The sequence below is a fragment of the Pseudomonas salmasensis genome (assembly GCF_014268375.2).
GTDB lineage: Bacteria > Pseudomonadota > Gammaproteobacteria > Pseudomonadales > Pseudomonadaceae > Aquipseudomonas > Aquipseudomonas salmasensis.
This window is the reverse complement of the sequence record NZ_CP077083.1, coordinates 1276546-1293324: the sequence shown is the minus strand read 5'-3', so window position 1 is coordinate 1293324 and position 16779 is coordinate 1276546. Positions and strand designations below refer to the sequence as shown.

At 63.2% G+C, this 16779-nt stretch carries 9 protein-coding genes; 5 read left to right on the top strand and 4 right to left on the bottom strand.

The features are described from left to right. Nucleotides 1-281: 281 nt before the first annotated feature. Nucleotides 282-6551, top strand: coding sequence for a non-ribosomal peptide synthetase (locus HU731_RS05355; protein ID WP_186607714.1), 6270 nt, complete (start codon nucleotides 282-284; stop codon nucleotides 6549-6551). Nucleotides 6552-7263: 712 nt separating this feature from the next. On the opposite strand, the gene HU731_RS05350 is transcribed toward HU731_RS05355, so the two are convergent. The 4 genes from HU731_RS05350 to pmrG form a co-directional block, all read right to left on the bottom strand. Further along, a complete protein-coding gene (locus HU731_RS05350) occupies nucleotides 7264-7542 on the bottom strand; it encodes a DUF6124 family protein (RefSeq protein ID WP_186607715.1) in 279 nt (92 codons plus the stop codon). A 333-nt stretch (nucleotides 7543-7875) separates the two neighbouring features. Beyond that, nucleotides 7876-9393, bottom strand: a complete 1518-nt coding sequence (locus tag HU731_RS05345) for an ArnT family glycosyltransferase (protein ID WP_186607716.1) — start codon at nucleotides 9391-9393, stop codon at nucleotides 7876-7878. Between the two features lie 28 nt (nucleotides 9394-9421). Then, entirely contained in the window at nucleotides 9422-11074 is a 1653-nt protein-coding gene (gene arnT, locus HU731_RS05340; protein WP_186607717.1) for a lipid IV(A) 4-amino-4-deoxy-L-arabinosyltransferase, read from the bottom strand. A gap of 181 nt (nucleotides 11075-11255) precedes the next feature. Then, a complete protein-coding gene (gene pmrG, locus HU731_RS05335; RefSeq protein WP_186607718.1) occupies nucleotides 11256-11936 on the bottom strand; it encodes a lipopolysaccharide core heptose(II)-phosphate phosphatase PmrG in 681 nt (226 codons plus the stop codon). 274 nt (nucleotides 11937-12210) lie between these two features. Here pmrG and HU731_RS05330 point away from each other — a divergent pair, with 274 nt between their 5' ends. The 4 genes from HU731_RS05330 to HU731_RS05315 all read left to right on the top strand — a co-directional run bounded on the left by HU731_RS05330 (nucleotide 12211) and on the right by HU731_RS05315 (nucleotide 16774). Then, the gene (locus HU731_RS05330; RefSeq protein WP_032896402.1) at nucleotides 12211-12879 is read left to right on the top strand and encodes an ABC transporter ATP-binding protein; all 669 of its coding nucleotides are present in this window, start codon (nucleotides 12211-12213) and stop codon (nucleotides 12877-12879) included. 1 nt (nucleotide 12880) lies between these two features. Continuing rightward, nucleotides 12881-15343, top strand: coding sequence for an ABC transporter permease (locus HU731_RS05325; RefSeq protein WP_186607719.1), 2463 nt, complete (start codon nucleotides 12881-12883; stop codon nucleotides 15341-15343). Beyond that, nucleotides 15333-16397, top strand: a complete 1065-nt coding sequence (locus HU731_RS05320) for a lipocalin-like domain-containing protein (protein WP_186607720.1) — start codon at nucleotides 15333-15335, stop codon at nucleotides 16395-16397. The genes HU731_RS05325 and HU731_RS05320 overlap by 11 nt, the downstream gene beginning before the upstream one ends. A 140-nt stretch (nucleotides 16398-16537) precedes the next feature. Beyond that, nucleotides 16538-16774 (top strand): hypothetical protein, encoded by a 237-nt coding sequence (locus HU731_RS05315; protein WP_225931606.1) that lies wholly within the window; start codon nucleotides 16538-16540, stop codon nucleotides 16772-16774. Nucleotides 16775-16779 lie beyond the last annotated feature (5 nt).

Below are 16779 nucleotides of genomic sequence, written 5' to 3'. Positions count from 1 at the left end.
GGGCGTAAGTTATTTTTAGTGTTGTTTAACGTGTTGATGTAAATGAAGAATTTATAAATTAAAGGGGTTATCCAAAGGTTCTGTATGGATCAGCTATAGCCAATCTCCTACAGCGTTTTAATCGTCCCAGTCATGAACGTTCGGCCAGGGCCTATCCATCCATTTGAATGTCCGGGTTTCGGGTGTCAGACACCCCCCGGCGCCCATGCTCAAATCCGGCCACTTCGGTGTAATGGGCCACCTCTGCGCGGCCAGTGCCTGACCCCCATGAGAAGGATCTTATGCAGCATTCCTCCAGCCTGCCGGCCCGCTTCCCCCTCACTGGCGCCCAACAAGACATTTGGCTCGACCAACTGCGCGTGGGCGACTCGCCGCTGTACAACATTGGCGGCTACCTGGATTTTGCCGGCACCGTCGCGCCCGAACGCATGCAGCGGGCCATCGCACTGCTGGTGGCCCGGCACGATGCGCTACGCACCCAACTGCACACCGACGCCAATGGCCTGCCGGGGCAAACATTCGCCCCTGAGCTGAGGGTGGAAATGGCGCTGCATGATTTCTCCGCGCTGCCCGACCCATCCGCGGCAACCCAAGCCTTGATGCAGGCACAAATGGCCCGGCCCTACGCCCTGAGCGGCGAGGCCTTGTGCCGATTTTTCCTGGTCAAACTCGGCGATGATCACTACCGCCTTGGCACCCAGGCCCATCACCTGATCCTCGACGGCTGGGGCTTCGGCCAGATGCTGCAATCCCTCGCGCAGCTCTACAGCGCCCTGGAACAGGGACGCAACACCGAGCCGCTGGCGCCGTCCTACATCGACTTTATCGACACCGACCAGCGCTACCTGCAATCGGCCCGCTACGCCCGCGACCGCGACTATTGGCTGGGCAAATACCAGGTGCTGCCCGAGCCGCTGCTCACCCCCAGGCACAACGCCAAGACGTCGAGCAACACCTGGGTGCAAGACTTCCCGGTGCAGTTGCTCAATCGCATGGAGCAGGTTGCCAACCACTACCAGGCGTCGGCCTTTCATGTGTTGCTGGCGGCGATGTATGTGTATTTCACCCGCACCAGCCAACGGCAGGAATGGGGCGTGGGTCTGCCGATTCTCAACCGCTCCAACGCGCGTTTTCGCGCCACTGTGGGCCTGTTCACCCAGGTCAGCGCGGTACGTTTTGCGTTCAGCGAGGGCGTGTCTTTCGGCGCCCTGGTGCGGGGCATTCGTGATCAGCTCAAGCAGGACTTTCGTCATCAGCGCTTTCCGTTGAGTGAGATGAACCGCGAGCTGGGCCTGCGCCGAACGGATCGCGGGCAACTGTTCGACGTGTCGGTATCGTTCGAGCAGGACGACCACGACCTGCGCTTCGGCCAGGTCCAGGCCCGCGCGATCAAGGTCTCCAATCAGCATGAAGCGCTACCGCTCGCCATTCACCTGCGCAGCCATCGTTACCAGGACAATGCCTGGCTGCATTGTGTCTACAACGAGGCGTATTTCCAGGCGGGCGACGTGCAGGCGTTGGCCCAGCGTTTCATCGGGCTGCTGGAACAGGGGCTGGAAGACACTGCGCTGCCCATCGGTGAGTTTTCCATGCTGTTGCCCCACGAGCAGGCCCGATTGCAGCACTGGAACGCCACTGCGCAGCCCAATGCCACGCCGCACACCCTGCACCAGCGCATTGAAGCCCAGGCCGCACGTACGCCCCATGCTATTGCGGCGGTGTATCAGGACTGCTCACTGAGCTACACCCAACTTAACCGCCAGGCCAATACGCTGGCCCACCAATTAGTGGCGCTCGGCGTACAGCCCGATGACCGCGTCGCGATCCTGGCCCGGCGTGGCCCCGACACCTTGGCGGGGCTGTTGGCGATCCTTAAATCCGGCGCCTGCTACGTGCCGCTGGACCCGGCCCATCCCGCCGAACGCCTGGAGTACCTGCTGCACGACAGCGCGCCCGTGGCCATCCTGACCCAGCACGATTTACGCCAGCGTCTGCCCGTCTCGACGGTACCGATGATCGCGCTGGAGCCTGGCAATGCGTCCATCGACAGCAACCCTCAGGTTGCAGTCACGCCGTCGAACCTGGCTTATGTGATTTACACCTCGGGTTCCACCGGCTTGCCCAAGGGCGTGATGGTCGAACATCACAGCGTGTCGAACCTGGTGGATTGGCATTGCCAGGCGTTCGACCTGCACGCGGGCAGCCACACCGCCAGCGTCGCCGGCTTCGGTTTTGATGCCATGGCCTGGGAGGTCTGGCCGGCGTTGTGCGTGGGTGCGACCTTGCACCTGCCGCCCGCCCATGAAGGCGCGGAAGATATTGACGCGTTGCTTCACTGGTGGCGCTTGCAACCGTTGGAGGTGTGTTTCCTGCCCACACCTGTGGCCGAATATGCGTTCAGCCAGGGGCTGGGGCATCCCACCTTGCGCACCTTGCTGATCGGCGGCGACCGCCTGCGCACCTTCACCCAGGCGCAGACGTTTGCGGTGGTGAACAACTATGGCCCCACCGAAGCCACCGTTGTGGCGACCTCGGGGCGTGTCGAGGTGGGCCAGCCGTTGCATATCGGCGCGCCGGTCGCCAATGCCCAGGTCTACCTGCTGGACGCGCAACAACGCCCGGTGCCGATTGGCGTGGCGGGGGAGTTGTACGTTGGCGGCAATGGCGTGGCGCGGGGCTACCTGAACCGTCCGGAACTCAGTGCCGAACGGTTTCTTGATGACCCTTTCAGCGGCGCTCGCCTGTACCGCACCGGCGACCTGGCGCGCTGGCTGCCAGACGGCAATCTCGACTACCTGGGGCGCAATGACGACCAGGTGAAAATCCGTGGCGTGCGCATTGAACTGGGAGAAATCGAGTCGGCCCTGGCCAGCCATCCGGCGCTTCAGGATGCAGTGGTGCAGTTTCGCGACGGGCAATTATGGGCGTGGTTTGTGCCACGTCAGCCTGTGGAAATCGAAGCACTGCGCACCCACCTGCAAGCCTCGCTGCCGGACTACATGCTGCCCGCGGCTTACGTGCGCCTCGACGCCTTGCCCCTCACCGCCAACGGCAAGCTCGACCGCCGGGCCTTGCCGTCGCCGACCCAGGAAGCCTTTATCACCCGCTGCTTCGAAGCGCCACAGGAGGGCGTGGAAACCACACTGGCGCAGATCTGGTCCGAGTTGCTGCACGTGCAGCCAGTGGGCCGGCATGACCATTTCTTTGAGCTGGGCGGGCATTCGCTGTTAGCGGTGCAGCTGGTGCAGCGTATGCGCGAGGCCGGCCTGCGCGCCGATGTGAAGGTGCTGTTCGGCCAGCCCACCGTGGCGGCGCTGGCGGCGGCGTGTGTCGGTCACGAACAGGCGGTGCCGGCCAATCGAATCCCGGCCGGTTGCACCCATATCACCACGGACTTGCTCGCCCTGGCCGAACTCGATCAGCCCAGCCTCGACCGCATCGTCGCCGGCATCCCCGGTGGTGCCGCCAACGTGCAGGACATCTATCCCCTGGCGCCGTTGCAGGAAGGGTTGCTCTACCACCACCTCACCGAAGCACACGACCCGTACCAGCAACAGGCGCTGTTCAGTTTTGCGCGCCGCGAGCAACTGGAGGCCTTCGCCAGCGCCCTGCAACAGGTGATCAATCGCCACGATATTTTGCGCACCAGCCTGGCGTGGGATGCCCTTGAACAACCGATGCAGGTGGTGTGGCGCCAGGCGCAGCTGCGGGTCGAACCGCTGCGTGAACCGGCGCAACCCCTGGACTTGCGCCAGGCGCCGCTGATGGCCCTGGATTACGCAGAGGAGCCCCAGCACCAGCGTTGGGTCGCCAGGCTGCGCTTTCATCATCTGGTCAACGATGCCACGTCGACCACGTTGCTGGTGGACGAGATTCGTGCCCATTTGCTGGGCCAACAGGCGCAACTGCCCGCGCCCGTGCCTTATCGCAACATGGTGGCGCAGGCCCGTTCAGCGGCTCGCCAGGCAACTCACGAGGCGTTCTTTCGAGCGCGTCTGCCGGATGTGGATGAGCCGACCTTGGCGTTCGGCCTGCAGGAGCGCCAGGCCAATCGCGCCGAGACCGAAGAGGCGCAACGCGCGCTCAGCGACACGCTCAATGTGCGCCTGCGCAGCCAGGCCCGAGCCCTGGGGGTGAGTGCTGCGAGCCTGTTCCACCTGGCCTGGGCCCAGGTGCTCAGCCGTGTCGCGGGCCGCGAAGATGTGGTGTTCGGCACGGTGCTGCTCGGCCGTTTGCAAGCCGGCGAGGGTGCCGAGCGGGCCTTGGGCATGTTCATCAACACCTTGCCGCTGCGCCTGCGGCTGGCCGGGCAAAACGTGGCACAGGCGCTGCACGACACCCACGCGCAACTGAGTGCCTTGCTCGCCCATGAACAGGCGTCCCTGGCATTGGCCCAGCGCTGCAGTGGGGTGACGGGGCTGTTCAACAGCCTGCTCAACTACCGTCACACCTCGGCCGACCCCGAGCTGAACCTGGTGCCCGGCATTGCCTTGCTCAGCAGTGAAGACATCCTCAGTTACCCGTTGATGCTCACGGTGGACGACCTGGGCAGCGGCTTGCGGCTCAAGGCTAAAACGCCACGCGCAGTCGGCGCTGAACGGGTCTTGGACTACCTGGACACCACGCTGAACGGCCTGGTGGACGCACTGGAAAATACGCCGAAAATGCCGCTGCGCGAGGTGCCAGTATTGCCCGCCAGCGAACTGCACAGGTTGCTGGTGGACTTCAACGCGACCGCCACCGACTACCCGCACACGTTGACCGTGCAAGCGCTGTTTGAAGCCCATGCGCGGCGAATCCCCGATGCCATCGCGGTGCAGACGGATGAGCAGGCATTGACCTACCGCGAGCTCAACGAACGCGCCAACCAACTGGCCTTCCACTTGCGCGAGCACGGCGTACAGCCCGACTCGCGGGTGGCGTTGTGTGTGGAGCGAGGGTTGGACTTGGTGGTGGGCTTGCTGGGTATTCTCAAGGCGGGCGGTGCCTATGTGCCCCTCGACCCCGGTTACCCGCGCGAGCGCCTGGCCTACATGCTTGCCGACAGCCAGCCGGTGGCGCTGCTGGTACAGGCCGCCACCCGCAAAGTGGTGGGCGATGTCTCGATCCCGCTGATCGACTTCGACCACTGCGCCTGGAACCAGGCACCGATGGACAACCCACAAGTGCCCGGCTTGAGCGTCGCCAACCTCGCCTACGTGATGTACACCTCGGGTTCCACCGGCACGCCCAAGGGCGTGATGATCGAGCATCGCGGCCTGGGCAACCTGCTGCAGTGGGGCTCGCACCTGTGCCCGAACGCCGAAGGCGGCGCCTTGTTGCAGCGCGCGCCGTTCAGCTTCGACGGTTCTGTGTGGGAGCTGTTCTGGCCGTTGAGCAACGGCATGCGCCTAGTGTTGGCGCGGCCCGATGGGCACCGTGAGCCGGCGTACCTGGCCCAGGTGATTCGCACGCAGCAGATCAGCGTGATCAAGTTCGTGCCCGCCATGTTGCAGCAGTTTCTCGACCTGGACGCATCGGCCCTGTGCACCAGCCTCACCGATGTGCTGTGCGGCGGGGGCGAACTCACCGCCGCCCTGGCCCGGGGCGTACAGGCGCGCTTGCCCAAGGTGCGCTTGCATAACGTGTACGGCCCCACCGAAGCCACGGTGGACAGCAGCGCCTGGACCCTCGAACCCGGCGCGCCAGTGCCTGCCCTGCAACTGCCGATTGGCCGCCCCATCAACAACACCCGTCTGTACGTGCTGGACGCCCATGATGCGCCGGTGCCCATGGGCATCAGCGGCCAGTTGCACATCGGCGGCGTCGGCGTTGCCCGTGGTTACCTGGGCCTGGAGCAGCTGACTGCCGAACGTTTTATCGACAGCCCCTTCGTACCCGGCGACCGCCTGTATCGCACCGGCGACCTGGTGCGCTACCTGCCCGACGGCACGCTTGAATTCCTCGGGCGCAACGACTTTCAAGTCAAACTGCGCGGCGTGCGCCTGGAACTGGGCGAGATCGAAGCACGCCTGGCCGCCCACCCAGCGTTGCACGAGGTGGCCGTATTGATTTGCGATGAGCGCCTGGTGGCCTACTTCACCCTGCGCGACCAGGCGCCGAGCCTGCAAGCCTTGCGTGAGCATGTGCTGGAACACCTGCCGGAATACATGGTGCCGGCCGCCTTCGTGCAACTCGACGCACTGCCTCTCAACCCCGCCGGCAAACTCGACCGCAAGGCCCTGCCAGCGCCAGGGCTGGAGGCTGTGCTCAGCCGGGCCTACGAAGCGCCAGTGGGCGAGGTGGAAACCCTGATGGCCCAGATCTGGGCCGACGTGTTGAAACTCGAACGGGTAGGGCGCCATGACCACTTCTTTGAACTGGGCGGGCACTCCCTACTGGCAGTGAACCTCGTCGCCCGCCTGCGCAAGGCCGGGCTGGACGTGGACGCACGCACCTTGTTCAGCCAGCCCACGCTGGCGCAATTGGCCGCGAAAACGGTAGCGCAGTCCCCGCGCGTGCAAGCCCCCCAAACCGCCATCCCCCAACTCAACCGCCGTCGACGGATTTAGCTCAGGCACTGCGATCCAATGTGGGAGCTGGCTTGCCTGCTATGGCCATAGGTATCTACACAATTTAGAGCCGACGCGGGACCTGTGGCGAGGGAGCTTGCTCCCGTGACGGCCGGATAGTCGACGCTGTTCTAACTGACGCACTGCGATCCAAATGTGGGAGCTGGCTTGCCTGCGAAGACGGCCTGACAGTCAACACAGTTGGACCGGGTATATATCCGTTATTTAGGTAACGGCCACCTAGGGTTCCGCCCTGACGGCGGCTCACTTTGCAAAAGCGGCAAAGTAAGCAAAACGCTCTTGCCCCACCACTCGGCACCTCGCTTAGGCTCGGTGTGCCCGTAATCCGCCAGTGATTTGGGGGGCCGCCGCCACGCGCCATCCATGGCGCGGGGCGGCTAAACCGGCATCCCTGCCGGTTTACCCCCCAAATCCCTGTCGAATTCCGGCCAGCGTGGTTTAACGGGGCGCCTAAGATCAAAAGCAGACCAAGAGCGGCTCGCTTCGCATCGTGGTTACCGTCCGTTGTTACAGCCCACAAAGTTGTGTAGATACCTATGCTGCGATGGCATCGACTCGGTTCGCCTGAACTACCAAGGTATTTGCATCAATACCACTGTAGGAGCGAGCTTGCTCGCGAAAAACCTCAACGATAACGCATGCCTCCTGAATAAACGCGGCGCCTGTGAGTCTTTCGCGAGCAAGCTCGCTCCTACAGAGAGCGATCTACCGTCGTCTTGGCAATCTCCAACAAATGCCACACCGCCAGAATCTTCGCCCGCCCCGGACTATCCAGCAGCTCGCCGCAATCGAGCGCCGTTGCCGAAGCGCTGTCGAGCAGGCTGGCGGTGTAGAGCAAAGCATCTTCAAAACTCAGGTCGTCGTTGACGTTGTGGAAACCCTGGCTGGGCAGGTAATGGTCGATGGCGCGGTTGAACGCGGCACGGTCTTTTGCAGGATCGAGGGGTGGATCGGGTAGGACTTTATTCATTGTGTAACTCCACATGGTTTGGAGCTGACACCCCTCGCGACTAAACGAATGGGTGGCGGCTGTACGCAGGTTAGTCGACCGGCCACATGGCAAACCGGCGCGCCCGAAGGCGCCCATACGCACAGCCACCATGAAACATCATGGAACCATGCGCCATATGAAACCCGAGCGACTAAACCCGATCACTGATGAGCAGTGATGGACCGCAGACTAGCCACCGATTCCAACCGGCACAAGGCGGCGGGGATTGTCTCGGAAACGTCCTGCAATTTAAAGGGACACGGCTTGCTGGCCCTTTACAAACCATGACAAAAGGCCAGCAAACACAGTGCCTCAGCGTATCCCCGGAACAAACGCCACACTCCCACCTTCACGCGCCCTGAACAACCGCTCCCCATTATCCGGCTGCGTCGTCACCACCTGATGATCCACCCCCAGAAACGCCAACGGTGTCGGCTCGTCCTTGGAATACTGCGCGACGATTATCGTGCGTTGCGGATCAAAGCCCTGGCCGCTGGTTTTTTCCAGCCAGGCCATGAACGCGGCGCTGTCGCCTTGGCGCGGGAAGTCCTGGGCTTCGCTGACGTAGTAGAAGGGCTTGCCGTGGTTTTGCAGGTACATGGGCAGTTTGTTGTCGACCTCCATCAGCACCAGTTGCCATTGGTTCCAGGGCGCGCTTTTTTCTGCCTGGGCTTGCAGGTCGGTGGCGAAGCGGGTGACGCCGCCGTTGCCGTTGGTCCAGGGGTAGATCACGCCCAGTACCAGCAAGAGCAGGCCTGCGCTGAGGCCAAAGCCTGTTTGCCAGCGCGGCCAGCGCGAAGGTTTTTTGTGCAGGCGCTCGCTCAGCCACCAGGCGCCGAGCAGTTGGGCAAAGGGCACCAGCGGCAACACGTAGTAGCTGCGACGGCTGCCGCTGGCGGTGAAGAAGACAAATAACAGGCCCAGGCCCCACACCAGCCAGCGTACGTTGGGCGGCGCCTTGCGCCAGTTGCGCACGGTCAGCCACAGGCCGAGTAACCAGCAGGGTGCCCAGGGCAGGGTGTAGACCGGCAGGTAGATCAGGTAGGTGTAGATCGGCCCCATATGGTCAAAGGGGTCGAAGAAGCGCACCACGTTTTCGCGGAACACTAGTTCCAGGCCGCTCTCGCCGTAAGTGGGGGCGCCGTAGTGGTGGGACAGTACAAAGGGGATCGCGTACACGATGCCTGCGATGAGCAGGGCAAGCACCAGGCGCAGGTTGAGGTGGCGTTTGTAGCGGTGTTCGCTGAGCAGGTGTGGCAACAGCACCAGGCCCGGCAGCACCACACCGATCAAACCCTTGAACAGTGAGGTGGCGGCCAGCAACAGGGAAAACACCGTGTAGCGCCCCAGTCGCGTGTCATCCGGCCCGCGCCAATACCACCACACCGCCGCCAGCACGCCGCACACGGTGAGTACATCGGCGGTGGCCACGCGGGCCCAGAACAGGAAGTAGAAGGTGGTGGCGAGCATCCACCCGGCGATCAGCCCGGTGCCTTTGCGAAACAGGCGTTCACCGATCAGGTACACCAGCCAGATGCTCAACCACGCGGCAATCACCGATGACAGGCGCAGCGACCATGGGCCGAGGCCGCCCAGCAGGTGGGCAAACCCGGTGATCAGCCAGTAGGAGGGCAGGGGCTTGTCGTAATACGGCGTGCCTTTGAGGTACGGGTCGAAATAGTCACCGCTTTGCAGCATCTGCAAGGCGATATTCGCCCAGCGCGTTTCCGGGCCCCACAGGTCGCGGCTGCCCAGGCCCAGCAAGAGCAGCAAGGCCGAGGTGCCCAGCAGTAACGCCAGGGCGCCGCGTTCGGTTTTCCAGAAGCTCATGGGGTGGTCCCTGTGGCAGGCGCTGCATTCAAGGGTGTTGGGGGTAAATCGTCAGCACCAGGTTGCCCTTGCGATAACGCTTGCCGCCGGGGGGCAATTGCCCTTCTTCGCGGTGTTCGCTGGTGCTCTTGACTTGCATCAGCACGCCGACCGAACCCTGCTGGCGTGCCTCGGCCAACCAGGCCTGGACGCTGTCCGGCGTGACTTTGCGCTGTGCCGCGTCTTGGTAGTTCAAGCCATAGCGCAGCTCGCCCTGGGTGTTATAAAACGCCACATCGGGCCTGCGCAGGCGCCAGGTCAAGGCCGATGCCAACCCCAGGTCATTGCTCAGCAAAGCACGGGCAGGTTGCAGTTCGGCCAGATGTTCCAGCACGAATTGGTCGGGCATCTCGTTATCTTCGATCAGGGCCGGCATGCCCGCCGGCAGCAGTGCCACCAGCAAGCCAATGCCCAGGGCGGGCATCGCCCACAACGTCAGCGGGCGCACCGCTTGCAGCAGGTTGGCGAGGATCCAGCCCAGCAGCACGATAAACGTCAGCGACAGGTTGAACATCTCCGCGTGGCTATTGCCGTACAGCGGGCGGGTGATTTGCAGGTAGATCAGCGCCACCATGGCCGTCATGCCAAGGACGAAATTGAGCGCGCCGTTGATGACCAGCGTACGCGCCTTGCCTTGCTTGATCAGGTCGACCAAGCCGTGGCCCATCAACAAGGCGAGGGGCAACAGGCACGGCATGATGTAGGTCGGCAACTTGCCCTTGCTCAGGCTGAAAAAGCCCAGGGGCAGCAGCCACAGGGCAAGAAAGGCAATCGCCGGCTGGCGCTTTTCCTGCCAGGTCTTGAGCAGGGTGCCAGGTAACAAGGCAGCCCACGGCAGGCACGCCACCACCATGATCGGCAGGAAGAACCACACCGGCCGTGCATGCTGTGCGTTGTCGGCGGCAAAGCGGCGGATGTGCTCATGCCAGAAAAAGAAATGCCAGTAATCCGGTTCGCGCAAGTGGATGGCCAGGGCCCAGGGCAGGCATACGAGCACTGCGACCAGCACCGCCAACGGCCCGTAGCGCATCAACTCGCCGACGCGCCGCTGCCAGACCAGGTAGGGTACGGCGATCAAGACCGGCAACAGCCAGGCCAGGAAACCCTTGGTCATGAACCCCATGGCGCAGGCCACGCCCAACACTGCCCAGGCACCCAGGCGTTCGCGTTGCGTGCGGCAGTCCAGGGCAAACCACAACGCCACCAGGCTCAGGTTCACCCACAGGGTGAATTGCGGGTCGAGGTTGGCATACCCGGCTTGCCCGGCCACCAGGCCAAAGCTCAGGTAGAGCAGGGCGCAGGCAAAGCTCTTGCGCGGGTCGTTCCACACGCGCCGGGCGAGCAGGTAGGCCAGCGCTACACTCAGGCCCGTGCTCAGCACTGAGGCGATGCGCACGCCGAACAGGTTTTCACCGAACACCGCCTGGCCGAGGGCGATCAGCCAATAGCCGGCGGCGGGCTTCTCGAAATAACGCACGCCCATGAAGTGCGGCGCCACCCAGTTGCCGCTCATCAGCATTTCCTGGCTAACCTGGGCGTAGCGGGTTTCGTCCGGCGTCCATAAACCGTGAAAGCCCAGGGGCAACAAGATGAACACGGCAACGCCCAGCAATAGCCAGGCCAGAGGGTTTATGCGGGGCATGCGCACATCGCTCCATAACGTTCAAACAGGGGCAGTGGCAGCACTAACTTAATAGGGCGACGCATCGTAAGGATCACTAAGTAGTTGTAGGAAAACATAACTAACAGGCGCGACTAAACATGCCAGAACGGGGCTGTCGTTTTGCTGAACACGTTGTGGCTTAATATGTAAACAAGTGTAATTAAAGTTGTTTGAGTGCGGCGGTCCATTCTTCGCTGTTCATGGTGCCCACGGCCTTGAAGGTGCCATTGGGCAGCACCTTGACGAACAGCGCGCTGCCGTACTCTGCAGCGGCTGCGTGGGGGAAGCCCAGGCTGGTCTGGAAGTCGCTCATGCAGGCGCTGTGGGTGATCAGCATCAGGTTGCGTCCCGGCTGTTTGTGGCCGAGGATTTCATCGCCCATGGCGTCGCCGCAGATGGCGAATGGGCCGGGGGACAGCTCGGTCTTGCCGAACATGAACAGTGACGTCTGGGCGGTTCGCGTGGTGGGGCTGCTGAGCACGTCGGTAAGAGCCATGCCCAGTGAATCAAAGGCTTTGCCCAGTTCGACGGCGCGTTCAGTGCCGTTGATGGTCAGGCCATCGGCGGGGCCGAAGCAGGGGTTGGCCGAGCGGTCGCAGCGCTCTTCATGGCGCACCAGCACCACCAGTTCGCCCTCGCGCCAGCTGGCGAGCACCCCGGAGGTCAGCAGGCGATTGCCCACGCCCAGGTCCAGCGGCGAGCTGGGCCAGAATAAAAAGCCCCCGAACAACAAGGCGGCAACGCTGATGCCAAGCAGGTGCAGGCGGTATTTTCTCAGGCGTTTTAACCTAGACCTTTTAGGTTGGCGGTTGGCCAGGATCATGTCTGCCACGCGGTTCACCCTCGGCATTGTTTATTGTGTTTATAAAAAGGCTGCATGACGGGGCAGTTGCCCTTAGTGAGGCAGGAGACTGTCACAGCACTGCTGTCTTTTTGCTGAACATTTGCACAGTGAGAGTGTCACTTGAATTAACTAAGAAGTTGTCGGTTACCACGAGTTGGCGGGCACTTTAAAGTACGGTGGATGGGCAGGCGGTGAAATCCATGTGAAAAATTTGCGTGGGCAGGAGCGTCAGCCGTTATTCTCATTGCGGGTCCTTCAGATGAGCGTTCTTATGTTGCAGGTGCAAGGTGTTGTAAAAAACTACGCGACCCCGCAAGGCCCGCTGGCCGTCCTGGCCGGCGTCGACCTGCACCTGGGCGAGCGCAGCAGCCTGGCGCTGATGGGCGAGTCGGGCAGCGGCAAAAGCACCTTGCTGCACCTGGTGGCCGGGTTGGACCGAGTAGACGGCGGCAGCATCCGCATCGGCGAGCAGCGCCTCGACCAACTCAACGAGGGGCAACTGGCCCATTGGCGCCGTACGCAAATCGGTTTGGTCTTCCAACAGTTCAACCTGATCGGCAGCTTGCGCGTGGAAGACAACCTGGCGTTCCAGGCGCGGCTGGCGGGGCGTTTTGACCCGCACTGGCAAGCCCAATTGGTGGAGCGCCTGGGGCTGGGCGACTTGCTGCGGCGTTACCCCGAACAACTCTCCGGTGGCCAGCAGCAACGGGTTGCTGTGGGGCGGGCGCTGGCCTCGCGGCCGGGTTTGTTACTGGCCGACGAGCCCACCGGCAACCTCGACGAAGCCACCAGCGATGAAGTGCTGCAACTGCTGTTGGACCTGCTGCGAGACAGCCCCACCAGCCTGCTGATGGTCACCCATAGCCCACGCCTGGCCGCACGGCTTGACCGGCAAGTGGTGCTGCACCGTGGCCGTGTCGTGCCGATGGACGCTCGCTGAGATGGCGCTGTTTTACTGGACGCTGCGCGCATTGCTGAGCCACTGGCGGCGCCATCCGGTGCAATTTTTCAGCGTGCTCACCGGCTTGTGGCTGGCCACCGCGCTACTGACCGGCGTGCAGGCCCTCAACAGCCAGGCGCGGGACAGCTACGCACGCGCCAGCCAATTGATCGGTGGCGAACCCCAGGCCAGCCTGATTGCACCGGACGCCGCCAGTTTCCCCCAGGCACTGTTTGCCGAGCTACGCCGCGCCGGTTGGCCGGTATCCCCAGTGGTACAGGGGCGGGTGGTGCTCCAGGGGCGTGAGCAACAGCGCCTGCAATTGATGGGCATCGACCCGGTGTCGTTGCCCGGCAGCGGCAGCGTGGCAGGGCAAAGCTTGAGCCAGGCGCAGATGCTGGCGTTTTTCGAGCCGCCGGGGCGTACCTGGGTCGCTGCGCAAACGTTAGAGGCGCTGGGGTTGCAGGCGGGCGAGCAGCCGCTGACGTCCACCGGGCAGCGCCTGCCACCATTGCAAGTACAGGCCGATATGGCCCCCGGCCTGCTGCTGACCGATATCGGTTTTGCCCAACCTCTGCTCAACATGCCTGGGCGCCTGTCGCGCTTACTGGTGGACAACACCTTCGCCGCCCGCCACCCCACGCCACCCGCCGCGTTGCAACTCAAGCAGGGCGAGGACAACAATCTTTCACGCCTGACCGAAAGCTTTCACCTGAACCTGGATGCGGTGGGCTTTTTATCCTTTGTGGTGGGGCTGTTTATTGTGCATGCGGCCATCGGCCTGGCCCTGGAACAGCGCCGTGGCCTGCTGCGAACCTTGCGCGCCTGTGGGGTCAGCGCACGCCTGTTGATCTTGAGTCTGGGCGTCGAATTGGGCGCTTTGGCGGTGCTGAGCGGTGTGCTCGGTATCGCCAGCGGTTACTTGCTGGCCAGCCTGTTGCTGCCGGATGTCGCCGCCAGTTTGCGCGGCCTGTACGGCGCCGAAGTCGCCGGCCAATTGAATTTGAGCCCCTGGTGGTGGCTGGCCGGCCTGGGCGTGAGCCTGCTGGGCGCGTTGCTTGCCGGGGCCAGCAGCCTGTGGCGCGCGGCACGTTTGCCGTTACTGGCGCTGGCCAACGCCCAGGCTTGGCATCAAGCCCATGGGCGCTGGTTGCGGCGCCAGGGCTGGGTGGCATCCGCCGCCTTGCTGATCGCGTTGCTGGCACTGTGGCTGGGCGATAGCCTGGCCGCCGGGTTTGTGCTGATGGCGGCCTTGCTGTTGGGCGCGGCGTTGGCGTTACCGGTGCTGCTCAACGGCTTATTGAAAGCGGTGCTGGGGCGCAGTCGCTCGGTGCTGGGCCAGTGGTTCCTGGCCGATTGCCGTCAGCAACTGCCGGCCTTGAGCCTGGCGCTGATGGCGTTGCTGTTGGCCCTGGCGGCGAATATCGGTGCCGGTTCCATGACCTCGGGCTTTCGCCAGACCTTCACCCATTGGCTGGAGCAGCGTCTCACCGCCGAGCTGTACCTCAACCCGCAAAATCCCCAGCAGGCCGAGCAACTCAATGCATGGTTGACCCGCCAGCCCCTGGTGCAGGCCGTATTGCCCGCCTGGCAGGTATCGGTGCAACTGCAAGGCTGGCCTGCGGAGGTGTTCGGCGTGGTCGACAACCCCACTTATCGTCAACACTGGCCGCTGCTGGAGGCGGCGGACGCGCCTTGGGATCGCTTGCTGCAAGACGACAGCCTGATGCTCAGCGAACAACTGGCGCGACGCCTGAAGGTGCAACTGGGCGACACGGTTTCCATCCCCACTCCACAGGGCACCTGGGCGCCGAAGATCGTCGGCATCTACGCCGACTACGGCAACCCCAAGGGCCACCTGCTGGTCAATGCCCAGCACCTGTTGGCGCATTGGCCGACGCTCTCACCGGCACGCTTCAACCTGCGGGTGGCGCCCGCCGACGTGCCGCCGCTGATCCGTGAAGTGCAGCGTGAGTTTGCCCTGGAAGACAGCCGCATCGTCGATCAACAACAACTCAAGGGCTGGTCCAGCCAGGTCTTCGAACGCACCTTCGCCGCCACCGCCGCGTTGAACAGCCTGACCCTTGGCGTCGCCGGCGTGGCGTTGTTCATCAGCCTGCTGACCCAGAGCCAAAGCCGCCTCGGCCAACTCGCGCCGTTGTGGGCGCTGGGCGTGACGCGCCGACAATTGATGCTGCTCAACCTCGGCCAGACCTGGCTGCTGGCGGTACTCACGTTGATCCTGGCGTTACCGCTGGGGCTGTTGCTGGCGTGGTGCCTGGATGCGGTGATCAACGTGCAGGCCTTCGGCTGGCGCCTGCCGCTGCAAGTCTTCCCCGGCCAGCTTGCGCAATTGCTGGGGCTGGCGATGCTCGCCACCTTGCTCGCGTCGGCCTGGCCCCTATGGCAGCTGTACCGCAGCCGCCCGGCGGATTTGTTGAGGACGTTCGCCCATGAAGATTAAGGCACTGGCGTGCATCGTCTGGTTACTGCTGAGCGGGTGCGACCAGGCGCCCGCACCCGAGGACAGTTTCGCCGGGCTGGGCAGCGATGCGGCGGAATTTGCCCAGGTGGTGCCCGGCAAAGTCTTCAGCTTCCCCGAGGACCACGGCCCCCACGACGGCTTTCGTATCGAATGGTGGTACGTCACCGCCAACCTCAAGGATGCCCAGGGCAATGTCTTCGGCGTGCAATGGACGCTGTTTCGCAACGCGTTGAAGGCCGGCCCTGTTGAACCTGGCTGGCGCGACTCCACCGTGTGGCTCGGCCACGCCGCCGTCACCTCGGCCACCCACCACTACGCCGCCGAACGCCTGGCCCGAGGTGGCGTCGGCCAGGCCGGGGCCCAGGCGCTGCCGTTCAACGCCTGGATCGACGACTGGACCTTCGCTACCCGCCCCGGCGCCGCCAGCCCCCTGGCCGACATGCAACTCAAGGCCAGCGGCGCGCAATTTGCCTACGACCTGCACCTGACCTCCAGTCGCCCGCTGGTGCTGCAAGGCGACCAGGGCTACAGCCGCAAATCCGACCAGGGCCAGGCGTCGTACTACTACAGCCAACCGTTTTTCACTGCCAACGGCAGCGTCAGCCTCGACGGCCATACCTACCAGGTCAGTGGCCCAGCCTGGCTCGACCGCGAATGGAGCAGCCAACCCCTGGCCGCCAGCCAGACCGGCTGGGACTGGTTCTCCCTGCACCTGGACCGCGGCGCGCAACTGATGCTGTTTCGCGTGCGGGAGAAAGACAGCGACGGTTACCTCACCGGCACCTGGATCGACGCCCAGGGCCACACCCAGACCTTGCACAACAGCGATATTCAACTCACACCGCTGACCACCACGGCCATCGACGGGCGCAACATTCCCACACGCTGGTCGCTGAAAATTCCCGGCAAACAGCTGGATATCACCACCGAGGCCGTCAACCCCAAGGCGTGGATGGACCTGGGTATTCCGTACTGGGAAGGGCCGGTGCGGTTTGAGGGTGGGGTGGGGTATTTGGAGATGACGGGGTATTAGGGGTGCTTTCTGTAGGCGTTCATCTTTTGCTGTGTAGGCAACTTCCCAAACGTACTTTTTGACCCCCGCCTGCTTGTGTCCGGGCTGTAGGCGCTTGCTTATATTTCGATGCCATCTCTCTCGGTATCGGAATCCAGGACATGGCGTACGGCTACATCAATCCACAGGCTACGCCCTACTCATTTTTGAAATCACAGCTATGGCACGCAGGCTTGTTGCAGGGCCCAGATCATTTTGATGTGCTGAATAAACACCTGAGCCAAGGAATGGTGAGGCCGGGTGAGTTGGTGATCGTTCCAGAAATGTCCAGTGCCCATTGCTCTGGTGAGTTTGGTGGGTTTTTGGGGGGAGAATATTGGAAGTCGACGGCGATCTGATATTC

Coding starts and splice junctions, on each gene's coding strand:
- HU731_RS05355 (WP_186607714.1), top strand. CDS start 282: ATGCAGCATTCCTCCAGCCTGCCGGCCCGCTTCCCCCTCACTGGCGCC.
- HU731_RS05350 (WP_186607715.1), bottom strand. CDS start 7,542: ATGAATAAAGTCCTACCCGATCCACCCCTCGATCCTGCAAAAGACCGT.
- HU731_RS05345 (WP_186607716.1), bottom strand. CDS start 9,393: ATGAGCTTCTGGAAAACCGAACGCGGCGCCCTGGCGTTACTGCTGGGC.
- arnT (WP_186607717.1), bottom strand. CDS start 11,074: ATGCCCCGCATAAACCCTCTGGCCTGGCTATTGCTGGGCGTTGCCGTG.
- HU731_RS05330 (WP_032896402.1), top strand. CDS start 12,211: ATGTTGCAGGTGCAAGGTGTTGTAAAAAACTACGCGACCCCGCAAGGC.
- HU731_RS05325 (WP_186607719.1), top strand. CDS start 12,881: ATGGCGCTGTTTTACTGGACGCTGCGCGCATTGCTGAGCCACTGGCGG.
- HU731_RS05320 (WP_186607720.1), top strand. CDS start 15,333: ATGAAGATTAAGGCACTGGCGTGCATCGTCTGGTTACTGCTGAGCGGG.
- HU731_RS05315 (WP_225931606.1), top strand. CDS start 16,538: ATGGCGTACGGCTACATCAATCCACAGGCTACGCCCTACTCATTTTTG.